At 67.9% G+C, this 12,565-nt stretch carries 15 protein-coding genes; 9 read left to right on the top strand and 6 right to left on the bottom strand.

All coding sequences use genetic code 11. The features are described from left to right. The first annotated feature begins 15 nt into the window (after positions 1-15). The 3 genes from murI to rpsD all read left to right on the top strand — a co-directional run bounded on the left by murI (position 16) and on the right by rpsD (position 3,178). Entirely contained in the window at positions 16-885 is an 870-nt protein-coding gene (gene murI / locus YU1_RS0100630) for a glutamate racemase (RefSeq protein ID WP_051356319.1), read from the top strand. Between the two features lie 121 nt (positions 886-1,006). Next, a complete protein-coding gene (locus YU1_RS0100625; protein ID WP_029002424.1) occupies positions 1,007-2,251 on the top strand; it encodes a lytic murein transglycosylase in 1,245 nt (414 codons plus the stop codon). 309 nt (positions 2,252-2,560) lie between these two features. Beyond that, positions 2,561-3,178, top strand: a complete 618-nt coding sequence (gene rpsD / locus YU1_RS0100620; RefSeq protein WP_029002423.1) for a 30S ribosomal protein S4 — start codon at positions 2,561-2,563, stop codon at positions 3,176-3,178. Positions 3,179-3,277: 99 nt separating this feature from the next. Here the strand turns inward: rpsD and YU1_RS0100615 are convergent, their stop codons facing one another. The 3 genes from YU1_RS0100615 to YU1_RS0100605 form a co-directional block, all read right to left on the bottom strand. Beyond that, positions 3,278-3,973 (bottom strand): MgtC/SapB family protein, encoded by a 696-nt coding sequence (locus YU1_RS0100615; RefSeq protein WP_029002422.1) that lies wholly within the window; start codon positions 3,971-3,973, stop codon positions 3,278-3,280. A gap of 70 nt (positions 3,974-4,043) precedes the next feature. After that, complete coding sequence (locus YU1_RS27245) at positions 4,044-4,532, bottom strand: SH3 domain-containing protein (protein ID WP_198018774.1); 489 nt, start codon at positions 4,530-4,532, stop codon at positions 4,044-4,046. A 106-nt stretch (positions 4,533-4,638) separates the two neighbouring features. After that, positions 4,639-4,962, bottom strand: a complete 324-nt coding sequence (locus YU1_RS0100605; RefSeq protein ID WP_029002421.1) for a DUF1476 domain-containing protein — start codon at positions 4,960-4,962, stop codon at positions 4,639-4,641. A 254-nt stretch (positions 4,963-5,216) separates the two neighbouring features. Between YU1_RS0100605 and purC the strand changes: the two genes are divergently transcribed. The 6 genes from purC (at position 5,217) to grxD (ending at position 10,386) form a co-directional block, all read left to right on the top strand. Further along, entirely contained in the window at positions 5,217-6,011 is a 795-nt protein-coding gene (gene purC, locus YU1_RS0100600; RefSeq protein ID WP_029002420.1) for a phosphoribosylaminoimidazolesuccinocarboxamide synthase, read from the top strand. 129 nt (positions 6,012-6,140) lie between these two features. Further along, positions 6,141-6,383, top strand: coding sequence for a phosphoribosylformylglycinamidine synthase subunit PurS (purS, locus tag YU1_RS0100595; protein WP_029002419.1), 243 nt, complete (start codon positions 6,141-6,143; stop codon positions 6,381-6,383). A 233-nt stretch (positions 6,384-6,616) separates the two neighbouring features. Then, entirely contained in the window at positions 6,617-7,315 is a 699-nt protein-coding gene (gene purQ, locus YU1_RS0100590; protein WP_029002418.1) for a phosphoribosylformylglycinamidine synthase subunit PurQ, read from the top strand. A gap of 52 nt (positions 7,316-7,367) precedes the next feature. Further along, positions 7,368-9,575, top strand: coding sequence for a phosphoribosylformylglycinamidine synthase subunit PurL (gene purL, locus YU1_RS0100585; RefSeq protein ID WP_029002417.1), 2,208 nt, complete (start codon positions 7,368-7,370; stop codon positions 9,573-9,575). 114 nt (positions 9,576-9,689) lie between these two features. Continuing rightward, positions 9,690-9,923 (top strand): BolA family protein, encoded by a 234-nt coding sequence (locus YU1_RS0100575; protein WP_029002416.1) that lies wholly within the window; start codon positions 9,690-9,692, stop codon positions 9,921-9,923. A gap of 124 nt (positions 9,924-10,047) precedes the next feature. Continuing rightward, positions 10,048-10,386, top strand: a complete 339-nt coding sequence (grxD, locus tag YU1_RS0100570) for a Grx4 family monothiol glutaredoxin (RefSeq protein ID WP_029002415.1) — start codon at positions 10,048-10,050, stop codon at positions 10,384-10,386. A 116-nt stretch (positions 10,387-10,502) separates the two neighbouring features. Here grxD and YU1_RS0100565 read toward each other — a convergent pair whose 3' ends face one another. From YU1_RS0100565 to purB, 3 genes are all read right to left on the bottom strand, one after another. Further along, the gene (locus YU1_RS0100565) at positions 10,503-10,781 is read right to left on the bottom strand and encodes a type II toxin-antitoxin system RelE/ParE family toxin (protein WP_029002414.1); all 279 of its coding nucleotides are present in this window, start codon (positions 10,779-10,781) and stop codon (positions 10,503-10,505) included. After that, the gene (relB, locus tag YU1_RS0100560; protein ID WP_029002413.1) at positions 10,768-11,064 is read right to left on the bottom strand and encodes a type II toxin-antitoxin system RelB family antitoxin; all 297 of its coding nucleotides are present in this window, start codon (positions 11,062-11,064) and stop codon (positions 10,768-10,770) included. Before relB ends, YU1_RS0100565 begins: the two co-directional genes overlap by 14 nt. A 177-nt stretch (positions 11,065-11,241) precedes the next feature. Further along, on the bottom strand, positions 11,242-12,549 hold the full coding sequence (gene purB / locus YU1_RS0100555; RefSeq protein WP_029002412.1) for an adenylosuccinate lyase: 1,308 nt from the start codon (positions 12,547-12,549) through the stop codon (positions 11,242-11,244). Between the last annotated feature and the right edge of the window lie 16 nt (positions 12,550-12,565).

The raw sequence follows: 12,565 nt of genomic DNA, 5'->3' as shown, positions 1-12,565 counted from the left end.
TCGCGAGGATAAGCCATGGCCGATATTACTGCTCCGGCTCAGAGATTTGCTGCCGTGCCGCCTATCCATATCCAAGCCCCGACCATCCTTGTGTTCGACAGCGGCCTCGGCGGCCTGTCCGTGTTCCGCGAAGTGGCGCGGGTGCGGCCGGACGCGCACTTCATCTACGCCGCCGACGACGCGGCCTTCCCGTATGGCGCGCTTAGCGACGCCGCCCTCGTGGCGCGGGTGCGCGAAGTGGTCGGCACGCTGATCGCCGCCACGCGGCCCGATCTGGTCGTGATCGCCTGCAACACCGCCTCGACCCTGGCGCTGCCCGCTTTGCGCGCAGCCTATGGCCTCCCCTTCGTCGGCACCGTGCCGGCGGTGAAGCCGGCGTGCGCCGCATCGGTGACCCGGCAGGTCAGCGTGCTGGCGACGCCGGGAACCGTCCGGCGCGACTATACGGCGGGACTGGTGCGCGAGTTCGCCGGCGCCTGCGCCGTGACGCTGGTGCCCAGCGAGCGCCTGGCGTCCCTCGCTGAAGCCGCCATGCATGGCGCGGCGGTGCCGGACGCGGACATCGCCGCCGAAATCGCCCCCTGCTTCGTCACCACGCCGCAGGGCCGCACGGATACGGTGGTCCTGGCCTGTACCCATTATCCGCTGCTTCTCGATCGCCTGAGGGCGGTGGCGCCCTGGCCGGTGTCCTTCATCGATCCGGCCCCGGCCATCGCACGCCGCGTCGCCTCGCTGATCGGGCCGACCGCCTTTGCCTCCAGCCCGAAGCCGGTCCGCCTGGTCTCCACCGCGCAGCCGCTGGATGCGGCGATGATCTCCCGCGTGCTGGAGCGGCAGAGCCTGCCGCCCGAGGTCATCGCCCCGCCCCTGGCGCGGGCGTCCTGAGCCGCCCTGCCGGACGTGGGGTCAGTAGGTGCTTGCGGTGTGCCGCAACGGCACTAGGCTCGGGGCCCCGACACGGAATCGATGGGCGTTTCGTCCCGCAGCAGAGAGAAGCGAGGCCAGGGTGGCGTTCCAGCTCGATCGACGCGGCCTGATCCAGGCGCTGGCCGGCGGGGTGCTCGCCGCCGGCGTTCCCGCTGCGTCCCAGGCCCAGAGCGCGGCCCAGCCCTTCGCTGTATGGGTGGAGAAGTTCCGCCCCCGGGCGCGGGCGCGCGGCATCTCGGATGCGGTCTATACCCGCGTCTTCTCCGGCCTGAAGCCGGATACCGGCGTCTATGCCCAGGACCGTGCCCAGCCGGAATTCCAGGAGGAGACCTGGCAGTATATCAACCGGCGGGTCTCCGACTGGCGCATCGCCACGGGGCGCAAGCGGGCCGCGGAATATGCCGGGCTCCTCGCCCGGATCGAGAAGGACTTCGGCGTCGAGCCGGCGGTGATGCTCGGCTATTGGGGCATGGAATCGGCGTTCGGCGACGTGGTGGACAATCCCAAGCACATGAAGCCGGTGTTCAATTCGCTCGCCGCTTTGGCCTGGGGCGAGCCGCGCCGGCGCAAATACTGGGAAGCCGAGTTGCTGAACGCGCTGGTGATCGTCGAGCGCGGCTGGAGCACGCCGCAGGAGATGATCGGCTCCTGGGCCGGGGCCATGGGCCACACCCAGTGGATGCCGGAAGTCTGGCTCAACATGGGCGTGGATTACGACGGCAACGGTCGCATCTCGCCCTTCGGTAAGCCGGATGACGCGTTGGCCGGCACCGCCAACTATCTGGTGAAACGAGGTCGCTACCGTCGGGGCGAGCCCTGGGGATTCGAGGCCCGCCTGCCGCAGGGCTTCAATGCCGGCCTCGCCGACAACAAGACCTGGAGGCCGCTGTCGGGGTGGGGCGGCATGGGCCTGACCACCATCGATGGTACGGCCCTGAGCGGGTATGACGAACCGGCGCGGCTCTGGCTGCCCGGCGGTCCCGGCGGTCCGGCCCTGCTGCTGCTCCACAATTTCTATGCTGTGCGCTCCTACAATCCGTCCTCCAATTATGCGCTGGCCGTGGTCCATCTGGGCGATCGGGTGATGGGGGAGGGGGCGTTCAAGACCCCCTGGCCGGGCGGCGAGCGCACCCTGACCCTGGCTGAACTCCAGGAAATCCAGCAGCGTCTCACCCGCATGGGGTTTGATACCGGCGGCACGGACGGGCGGGTCGGCAACGACACCATGCGGGCGGTGCGGGCCTTCCAGGACAAGGCAGGACTGACGCCGGCGGACGGCTATCCCGGCCTCGCGGTGCTCAACGCCTTGCGTTCGGCGCGTTAGAAGTCGGGTGCGCCGGGTCGCAATCAACGGATGATTCCACCCCCGTTTCACGCCCAAACCGGCTCCTGAACCGCCAAAAGGCCTGCCGCTGCTGGATTTGAGCCGGCTCCAATTGACATCGGGACGCATTGAGGCTAGAAGCCGCACTCCTCGCGGGTCGGCTTGCCGGCCCGTGTGGCGTTTCACGCACCCGTGGACCCGAAGGCAGCGCGCCGACGGGGCCTGTCGGTGGTCCAAAGCCCTCCGGGGCCGGGCCGCAGAGGAGGGGCGCGATCCAACTTAAGCAATATCGACAAGGATCAGCGTTCAATGAGCAAGCGCATTTCGGCGAAGCACAAGATCGATCGCCGCATGGGCGAGAACATCTGGGGTCGTTCCAAGAGCCCGGTGAATCGCCGCGAATACGGCCCCGGCCAGCATGGCCAGCGCCGCAAGGGCAAGCTGTCCGACTTCGGCGTGCAGCTGCGCGCCAAGCAGAAGCTGAAGGGCTATTACGGCTCCATCGGCGAGAAGCAGTTCCATGCGGTCTACGTCGAGGCCTCCCGCCTGAAGGGCGACACCGGCGCCAACCTGATCGGCCTGCTGGAGCGTCGTCTCGACGCGGTGGTGTACCGCGCCAAGTTCGTGCCCACCATCTTCGCCGCCCGCCAGTTCGTGAACCACGGCCACGTCAAGGTGAACGGCCGCCGGGTCAACATCCCGTCCTACCTCGTGAAGGTCGGTGACGTGATCGAGCTGCGCGACGCCTCCAAGCAGCTCGCGATCGTGCTCGAGGCCGCTCAGCTCGCCGAGCGCGACGTGCCGGACTACATCGAGGCGGACCACAACCGCTTCACCGCCAAGTTCGTCCGCGTGCCGGAGCTGAACGAGGTGCCGTATCCGGTGCAGATGGAACCGAACCTGGTGGTCGAGTTCTATTCGCGCTGATCGCGCGACGCATTCTGTTTGTCTCAAGGCCGCCCTTCGGGGCGGCCTTTTGATTCCGGCGCCTGGTGCGGTCCGGTCTCGCCGCCGCAGGGCAGGCGTTCAGACCTCCCATTCCACCTGTTCGACGCCTTCCCGCGCCGCAAGGCTGGCGACGAAGTCGGGCGGTGGCGCGCCCGCGTCGGCGGCATACCGCAGGTCGTAGCGCAATTCCCGGCGACCGGTGTCGGAGGCGATGCGCACGAAGGCGCGGCGGATGCGGAAGGGCGGATGGGAGAGGGTGTGCCGCACCTCTGCTTCGCTCGGGCCATCGCGGCTGAGAATCACCACGAGGCGCGCCTCCCGGTCCTTGCCGATATGGTGCTCGGCATATTTCAGCGGCCAGAGCGTCGCGAGAGCGGCCAGGAAGGCGGTCCCGCCCAGCAGGAACTGCCCGGCGCCGAAGCACAGCCCCATCACCGTGACGAACCACAGGGTGGCGGCGGTGGTCACGCCGAGCACGAAGCCGTCGTCGCGGCGCATGATCGCGCCGGCGCCGATGAAGCCCATGCCGGTGAGGATGCCGAGCGGCAGGCGCATCACGTCCATCTGCACGAACGAGCCGCTCTCCTTGCCGGCCTGTGGCAGCAGCAGGTTCGCGCTCATCATGGCGATGCAGGCGGCGAGGCAGACGAGGATGGTGGTGCGCATGCCGGCCGCGCGCTCGTGCAATTCGCGGTCGAGGCCGATGACGAGGCTCGCCGCGAAGGCGCACAGCAGCCGCAGGGCGAGATTCAAAAGCTCGGGATGTAGCGACATTTAAGCTCCCCGCCCCGGTCGCGGAGAGGAGCCAGGGGCCGCGCAGCATGCGCAAGCCCCTGGGAAGGGGTCAATACGGGGCGTGATTCCCCGGATAGCCGCAATATTGCTGACCGATGCAGGTCTGGTTGCCGCCGGGGGCGGTCCATACCGTGACGCCGCCGACCAGCGGGCCGGGCATCGGGGGCGGGCCGTAATAGCGCGGCGGCGGGGGATAGAAGAGCACGGGCGCCGGTGCGGCATAGACCAGCGGCGCGCTCTGCGGCGGCGCGATGGCGATCGTCGGGGCGACCGGCATCTGCTGCGGGACCAGCACGATGCAATTGGCGGGAACGAAGGCCTGGCCCGGCCAGGCCAGCTGGCACCAGGCGCCGGTGCAGCCGAGCACCTCGACAGGCGCGCCATTGGTGATCTGGCCGACCGCGGGGGCCTTGTTGGTCGGGCCACCGCGCACGGTGGCGTTGCGCTTCACCACGGCCGGCTGGGCGATATCGGCGGCAACCGCCGGGGTTACCGCCAGCGCCAGCGCGACCATCGCCGCGCACCACATCGTTTTCATCGCGTCGCTCCGATCCTCGCGCAGAACCCGCCCCTCGCCATGCGGGAGCCGTATCTCCCGCCAGTCAGGCATGCGAACGCTGCGCGAGGCTTGCGTCGGGGTCCCGTCAGGATTCCGTGGAGATGTCGCTCATCGCCTGAGCGAGGAACTCGGCCATGTTGCGGCGAATCTGGTGGTCCGACACTTCCGTGCCCTTGGCGTCGAAATCGCCCCGCAGCTTGCGGAACACGTCTTCCTCGCCCTGTTCCTCAAGGTCGGCGACGATCACGTCCTTGGCATAGGTCTCCGCATCGGCGCCCGACAGGCCGAGCTTTTCCGCCGCCCAGAGCCCCAGCGCCTTGTTGCGGCGCGCCAGGGCGCGAAAGCGGAGTTGCTCGTCGTGCGCAAAACGCGCCTCGAAGCCGTCCTCACGCTTGTCAAAGGTGGTCATGGCAGCCCTCATATTGACGTTTTTGTGACGTAACAGCGCGCGTCTCGGGAGCGCTTCTGGTTTCGCACCTTGAATATAGGGGTGCTTCCCCTAGATCAACGGCAGCGTAGCGGCTCTGCACTGGGTGCGCGGGGTCCATGCGTTGTAACCCGGCCAGCGATGGGCTAGTGTCCCCCAGGGTGCTTCTACACTGCAAAGCAGTCGCAGTTGCGCCCCGCCGAGGAGCGTCACCCGAACGGAGCCTTGGCAAGATTATGGACTTCCTCAACCCACGGTACACCCCCATGAGCCGTCGCCGACGCATTTACGAAGGCAAGGCGAAGGTCCTTTATGAAGGCCCTGAGCCCGGCACCCTCATCCAGCACTTCAAGGATGATGCCACCGCTTTCAACGCCAAGAAGCACGATGTCATTGACGGCAAGGGCGTGCTCAACAACCGCATCTCGGAATACATATTCCAGCGGTTGAACGAGATCGGTGTGCCGACTCACTTCATCCGTCGCCTCAACATGCGCGAGCAGTTGATCCGCGAGGTGGAGATCATTCCGCTTGAGATCGTGGTGCGCAACGTCGCCGCCGGCTCGCTGTCCACGCGCCTTGGCATCGAGGAGGGCACCGCCCTCCCGCGTTCGATCATCGAGTTCTACTACAAGAACGACGCCCTGAACGACCCGCTGGTCTCCGAGGAGCACGTGACCGCCTTCGGCTGGGCCACGACGCAGGAGATTGACGACATCATCGCCCTGGCCATCCGGGTGAATGATTTCCTCACGGGCCTGTTCCTGGGTGTCGGCATCCGGCTGGTGGACTTCAAGATGGAGTGCGGCCGGCTGTGGGAAAACGACATGATGCGGATCGTGGTCGCTGACGAGATCAGCCCCGATTCCTGCCGGCTGTGGGACATCAAGTCCAACGACAAGCTGGACAAGGACCGCTTCCGCCGCGACATGGGCGGCCTCGTGGAGGCCTATTCCGAGGTGGCCCGCCGCCTCGGCATCCTGGCCGAGAACGAACCGAATCAGAGCAAGGGCCCGGCCCTTGTGAAGTGACCCGGCTTGAGCCGGGTCGAGGCAGATGCTAGGGGGGGCGCGAGGCCCCCGCTTTCCGTTGCGCGGTGCCTGTTCGAGCCCTTTGAGCGCCTGTCCGCAGCGGCAGCGCGCGAGTATGAGTGAGCCCCTATGAAAGCGCGCGTCATCGTCACGCTGAAGTCCGCCGTCCTCGACCCGCAGGGCAAAGCCATCGAGGGCGCGCTGCGCTCGCTCGGGGTGGCCGGCGTCCAGAGTGTCCGCCAGGGCAAGGTTTTCGACGTCGAGCTGGCCGGCAACGACAAGGTGGCGGCCGAAGGCGCCCTCAAGGACGCCTGCGACAAGCTCCTGGCCAATACCGTGATCGAGACCTACAAGGTCGAGTTCGCGGACTGAGGCCGAAGTCCAGGCTCCATCGCCGCACCGAGGCGCGCATGGCACGAGCAGGCTTTCCCCCGACCGGACCGGACACCGCGCCGAGCGGGGCGCTGTCCGCCCGATGCGGCCTGGGCCATGGACACACAGTTTCCCGCTTGCAACACCGTGTCACATCACAACGCTCGCGGCAGCGCGCGGACGCCCGAACCGGACGTCCCCCCGCCCGCCGCGCGGAGACCCGCTGAGAGCCCATGAAAGCAGCCGTCCTCCTCTTCCCAGGCTCCAACCGCGAAGGCGACGCCGCGCGCGCCCTGCGTCTCGTGACCGGCAAGGAGCCCGCGGTCGTCTGGCACGCGGAAACCGAGCTGCCCCAGGGCACCGACCTCGTGGTCCTGCCCGGCGGCTTCTCCTATGGCGACTACCTGCGCTGCGGCGCCATCGCCGCCCGCGCCAACATCATGACGGCGGTGCGCGCCCATGCCGCCAAGGGCGGCATGGTGCTCGGCATCTGCAACGGCTTCCAGATCCTGTGCGAGGCCGGCCTGCTGCCCGGCGTGCTGGTGCGCAACGCCAAGCTGCGCTTCGTCTGCCGCGAGGTGTTCCTGCGCGTCGAGCGGGCCGACACCGCCTTCACCAAGGCCTATCGCAAGGGCGACCTGCTGCGCATCCCCGTCGCCCACGGCGAGGGCAACTACACCGCCGACCCCGCCACCATCCAGATGCTGGAAGCCGAGGGCCGGGTGGCGTTCCGCTATGCCCGCGTCGACGGCCAGATCGACGAGGCCGACGGCCCCAACGGGGCCATCCACGGCATCGCCGGCATCTATTCGGACAAGCTGAACGTACTCGGCATGATGCCGCACCCGGAGAACCACGTGGACCCGGTGGTGGGCCCGGTGGACGGGCGCGGCCTGTTCGAGAGCATCGCCGGCGCGCTGAAGGCAGCGTGAGGCCGCGCCGCACCCGGCGCTATCGAGACCATTGGATCGGACGGACGTGAACGTGATCCCGAACACCCCCAGCATCACCCCGGAACTGGTGGCCGAGCACGGCCTGAAGCCGGAGGAATACCAGCGCTTCGTGGAGCTGATCGGGCGCGAGCCGACGCTGACCGAGCTGGGCATCGTCTCGGCCATGTGGAACGAGCACTGCTCGTACAAATCCTCCAAGGTGTGGCTGCGCACCCTGCCCACCACCGGCCCGCGCGTCATCCAGGGCCCCGGCGAGAATGCCGGCGTGGTGGACATCGGCGACGGCCTGGCGGTGGTCTTCAAGATGGAGAGCCACAACCATCCCTCCTTCATCGAGCCCTACCAGGGCGCGGGAACCGGCGTCGGCGGCATCCTGCGCGACGTGTTCACCATGGGCGCCCGGCCGATCGCGGCGCTGAACGCGCTGCGCTTCGGCGACCCCCACCACCCGCGCACCCGCCGCCTGCTGGCCGGCGTGGTGGCCGGCATCGGCGGCTACGGCAATTCCTTCGGCGTGCCCACGGTGGGCGGCTCCATCGGCTTCCACGAGCGCTACAACGGCAACATCCTCGTCAACGCCATGGCGGTCGGCATCGCCAGGACCGACGAGATCTTCTACGCCGCCGCCACCGGGGTCGGCCGCGCCATCGTCTATCTCGGCTCCAAGACCGGCCGCGACGGCATCCACGGCGCTACCATGGCCTCGGCCGAGTTCGGCGCCGACGCCGAGGAGAAGCGCCCGACCGTGCAGGTGGGCGATCCCTTCGCCGAGAAGCTGCTGCTGGAAGCCTGCCTCGAGATCATGAAGGCGGGCTGTGTGGTGGCGATCCAGGACATGGGCGCCGCCGGCCTCACCTGCTCGGCGGTGGAGATGGGCGCCAAGGGCGACCTCGGCGTCGAGCTCGACCTCAATGCCGTGCCGTGCCGCGAAACCGGCATGACCGCCTATGAAATGATGCTGTCCGAGAGCCAGGAGCGCATGCTCATGGTCATCGCGGACGGCAAGGAAGCCGAGGCGGAAGCCATTTTCCGCAAGTGGGGCCTGGACTTTGCCATCATCGGCCACACCACCGACACGCTGCGCTTCGTGGTGAAGCACAATGGCGAGGTCATGGCCGACCTGCCGATCAAGGAGCTGGGCGACGAGGCGCCGGAATACTACCGGCCCTTCACCGACACCCCGGCCCGCCCGGTGCTCGGCCCGTCCGACGTCAACCACGCGGTCTCCGTGGCCGATGCCTTGGAGCGGCTGATCGCCTCGCCGGACCTGTGCTCCAAGCGCTGGGTCTGGGAGCAGTATGACCACCTCATCCTCGGCAACACCGTGCAGCGCCCCGGCGGCGACGCGGCGGTGGTGCGGGTGGGCGAGGGGCCCAAGGCCCTGGCGCTGACCACCGACGTCACCCCGCGCTATTGCGAGGCCGACCCGTTCGAGGGCGGCAAGCAGGCGGTGGCCGAGGCATGGCGCAACCTCACCGCCGTGGGCGCGACCCCCATCGCGGTGACCGACAACCTGAACTTCGGCAATCCCGAGAAGCCCGAGATCATGGGCCAGCTCGTGGGCTGCGTGAAGGGCATCGGCGCGGCCTGCGAGGCGCTGGACTTCCCGGTCGTCTCCGGCAACGTCAGCCTCTACAACGAGACCAACGGCCAGGGCATCCTGCCGACCCCGACCATCGGCGGCGTCGGCCTGATCGACGATCTGTCCAAGACCATGACGCTGGGCTTCAAGGCCGCCGGCGAGGCGGTGTTCGTGGTCGGCAAGACCCAGGGGTGGCTCGGCTCGTCCGCCTATCTCTCCACGGTCTGCGACCGCGAGGACGGCGCCCCACCGCCGGTGGACCTGGTGGCCGAGAAGCGCAACGGCGACTTCGTGCGCGGCCTGATCAAGGACGGCTTCGTGACCGCCGCCCATGACGTCTCCGACGGCGGCCTGCTGGTGGCCATCGCCGAGATGGCCATGGCCGGGCGCATCGGCGCCTCGGTGGACGGCGTGCCGCCGGGCCTGCCGGCGCATGCCTTCTGGTTCGGCGAGGACCAGGCCCGCTACGTGGTGACGCTGCCCGCCGGCCATGCCGCCGAGATGGTGCGCCGCGCCGAGGCGGCCGGCGTGCCGGTCACCAAGCTCGGCAAGACCGGCGGCGACAAGCTGACGCTGGCCAACGAGCGGGCGATCATCGTCGAGGCCCTGCGCGACCGCAACGACAGCTGGCTGCCCATCTACATGGGCTCCAACTGAGGTTCCAGCCGAACCCGGCGGCTCCGGCCCCCCAGCCGCTGCCGCGCGGACCCGTCCAGACACCGCGCGGGCCCGGCCATCGGCCGGTGCCCCACCAACCCAAGGATCCGCCCCATGGCCATGGATGCCGGTGAAATCGAGCGCCTCATCAAGGCGGCCTTCCCCGATGCGGAGGTCGCCATCACCGATCTCGCCGGAGACGGCGACCATTATGCCGCGACCGTGGTGTCGGAGGCGTTCCGCGGCAAGAGCCGGGTGCAGCAGCACCAGCTTGTCTATGGCGCGCTCCAGGGCAACATGGGCGGCGTGCTGCACGCTTTGGCGCTGAAGACCTCGGCGCCGGACTGAAGGCGCCCGGCTGAAGCGGCGCGGCGATCAACCTCGGTTGCGGGCATCTTGCGCTTTTGCACCCCAGGGCCGATCTTGGGGATACGGGAGCCGGCGCGGCCGGGCATCAATTCGGACGAGAACCATGAGCATTCGCGAATTCATCGACCAAGAGGTCAAGGGCAACGACGTGGTGGTGTTCATGAAGGGCACGCCGCAGTTCCCGCAGTGCGGGTTTTCGGGCCAGGTGGTGCAGATCCTGGACCATCTCGGCGTGAGCTATAAGGGCATCAACGTGCTCAGCTCCGACGAACTGCGCAACGGCATCAAGGACTATTCCAACTGGCCGACGATCCCGCAGATCTACGTGAAGGGTGAGTTCCTCGGCGGCTGCGACATCGTCCGCGAGATGTTCCAGGCGGGCGAGCTGATCCCGCTGTTCGAGGAAAAGGGCATCCCCCTGCACGACCGCGCCATCGGCTGAGCGGCAGTCGCCTCCAGAGACACGAATGCCCGGCTTCGGCCGGGCATTTTTTGTTTGGGGGCGGGGGATTGGCGGGAGGTGTTGAGGCCGTTGCCCGCATTCGGCGCAAGCTGAACCTACTCGGGAGGCCAATTCCGGCGGCCATGCAGGACACGCAGGATGGTGACGGCGCGCGTGTCCTCCGCATAAATCACGACGTAGTTGCCGCAGGTAATTTCCCGTGTACCGGGGACCCGCCCGCCTCGGTATGCTTTCGGGTGCTCCGCTAGTCTTGCGGTCTTCGTCGTCAGCTCATCCAAAAGCCGCCGCGCCGCGTCCGGGTTGTCATCCGCGATGTAGGTGATGATCTCCAGCAGATCGGCCCGTGCACGTTCCCGCCACTCAAGGCGCGGCACGGCGCTTCCTCTCGATCAGCGCGTATGCCTCGTCCATGACCTGCTCGTGGGGCACGACCGGCCCCGTGTCCTCCATGGCCTCCTTCACCTTGGCGCGAAACCAGGCGTCATAAGCTGTGGGGTCGGAGGTGAGACCCGGCGGCAATCCACCTTCGCGGACGACGCAGGTGAGCAGGATGCGGACAGCGTCGGAGACGGTCAGCCCCACCTTGGCGAGGGTGGCGGCCGCATCCTCTTTCAGGGTGTCGTCAACACGCACATGCAGCATCGAACTCTGAGCCATCGGATGCCTCCTTGATCAGCCGTCAATATGTATCTCATTTGAGATGCAGACAAGACGTGACAGGCGCATCCACGATCCCGTGAACCAAACAGGCTCGGCAGGCTCAATGCGCGCGCCCTAAACGAAAATGCCCGGCCGAAGCCGGGCATTCGCATGTCGCGGGCCTGAAGCCCCGTCTCAGGCGCGGCCGAAGACGCGGCGGAAGATCGTGTCGGCGTGCTTGAAGTGGTAGCCGAGGTCGAACTTCTCGTTGATGTCGTCCTCGGAGAGATACTTGCGCACGTCCGGGTCGGCCAGCAGGAAGGCGCGGAAGTCGCCTTCGCCACGCCACACCCGCATGGCGTTGCGCTGCACCAGGCGGTAGCTGTCCTCGCGGCTCGCGCCCTTCTGGGTCAGCGCCAGCAGCACCCGCTGGGAATGGATCAGCCCGCCGAGCTTATCCATGTTCTTCTGCATGTTGTCGGTGTGGATGACCAGCTTCTCCACCACGCCGGCCATGCGGGCGAGGGCGAAGTCCAGCGTCACCGTGGCGTCGGGGCCGATCATGCGCTCGACCGAGGAGTGGGAGATGTCCCGCTCGTGCCACAGCGCCACATTCTCCAGCGCCGGCGTCACATAGCCGCGCACCATGCGGGCGAGGCCGGTGATGTTCTCGGTCAGCACCGGGTTGCGCTTGTGCGGCATGGCCGAGGAGCCCTTCTGGGCCTCGGAGAAATATTCCTCCGCCTCCAGCACCTCGGTCCGCTGGAGATGGCGGATCTCGGTGGCGAGGCGCTCCATGGAGGAGGCGATCACGCCCAGCGTGGCGAAGAACATGGCGTGGCGGTCGCGCGGGATCACCTGGGTGGAGACGGTCTCGACCCTGAGGCCCATCTTCTCCGCCACGTATTCCTCAACCCGCGGGTCGATATGGGCGAAGGTGCCCACCGCGCCGGAAATGGCGCAGGTGGCGATCTCGGCGCGGGCGTCCACGAGGCGCGAGCGGCCGCGCTCGAACTCGGCATAGGCGATGGCGAGCTTGATGCCGAAGGTGGTCGGCTCGGCATGGATGCCGTGCGAGCGGCCGACCGTGGGGGTCAGCTTATGCTCGAACGCGCGGCGCTCCAGCATGGCCAGCAGGTGGTCGATGTCGGCGATCAGCAGGTCGGCGGCGCGGGTCAGCTGCACCGCGAGGCAGGTGTCCAGCACGTCGGACGAGGTCATGCCCTGGTGGACGAAGCGGGCCTCGGGGCCGACGATCTCCGACAGATGGGTCAGGAAGGCGATGACGTCGTGCTTCACTTCCCGCTCGATGGCGTCGATGCGCTCGACGTCGAAGGTGGCGTCGCGCCCCTTCTCCCAGATCTTGGCGGCGGCCTCCTTGGGCACGATGCCCAGTTCGGCCATGGCGCTCGCCGCATGGGCTTCGATCTCGAACCAGATGCGGAAGCGGGTTTCGGGGGACCAGATGGCGGCCATCTCGGGCCGGCTGTAGCGGGGGATCATCGCTTGGCTCGCGCGC

It is taken from the genome of Azorhizobium doebereinerae UFLA1-100 (assembly GCF_000473085.1).
GTDB lineage: Bacteria > Pseudomonadota > Alphaproteobacteria > Rhizobiales > Xanthobacteraceae > Azorhizobium > Azorhizobium doebereinerae.
This window is presented reverse-complemented; position numbering and strand designations above follow the sequence as displayed.

What these genes read in the sequence shown, in the direction of transcription:
- murI (WP_051356319.1), top strand. Translation starts at nt 16, where the DNA reads ATGGCCGATATTACTGCTCCGGCTCAGAGATTTGCTGCCGTGCCGCCT.
- rpsD (WP_029002423.1), top strand. Translation starts at nt 2,561, where the DNA reads ATGAGCAAGCGCATTTCGGCGAAGCACAAGATCGATCGCCGCATGGGC.
- YU1_RS0100615 (WP_029002422.1), bottom strand. Translation starts at nt 3,973, where the DNA reads ATGTCGCTACATCCCGAGCTTTTGAATCTCGCCCTGCGGCTGCTGTGC.
- YU1_RS27245 (WP_198018774.1), bottom strand. Translation starts at nt 4,532, where the DNA reads ATGAAAACGATGTGGTGCGCGGCGATGGTCGCGCTGGCGCTGGCGGTA.
- YU1_RS0100605 (WP_029002421.1), bottom strand. Translation starts at nt 4,962, where the DNA reads ATGACCACCTTTGACAAGCGTGAGGACGGCTTCGAGGCGCGTTTTGCG.
- purC (WP_029002420.1), top strand. Translation starts at nt 5,217, where the DNA reads ATGGACTTCCTCAACCCACGGTACACCCCCATGAGCCGTCGCCGACGC.
- purS (WP_029002419.1), top strand. Translation starts at nt 6,141, where the DNA reads ATGAAAGCGCGCGTCATCGTCACGCTGAAGTCCGCCGTCCTCGACCCG.
- purQ (WP_029002418.1), top strand. Translation starts at nt 6,617, where the DNA reads ATGAAAGCAGCCGTCCTCCTCTTCCCAGGCTCCAACCGCGAAGGCGAC.
- YU1_RS0100575 (WP_029002416.1), top strand. Translation starts at nt 9,690, where the DNA reads ATGGCCATGGATGCCGGTGAAATCGAGCGCCTCATCAAGGCGGCCTTC.
- grxD (WP_029002415.1), top strand. Translation starts at nt 10,048, where the DNA reads ATGAGCATTCGCGAATTCATCGACCAAGAGGTCAAGGGCAACGACGTG.
- relB (WP_029002413.1), bottom strand. Translation starts at nt 11,064, where the DNA reads ATGGCTCAGAGTTCGATGCTGCATGTGCGTGTTGACGACACCCTGAAA.
- purB (WP_029002412.1), bottom strand. Translation starts at nt 12,549, where the DNA reads ATGATCCCCCGCTACAGCCGGCCCGAGATGGCCGCCATCTGGTCCCCC.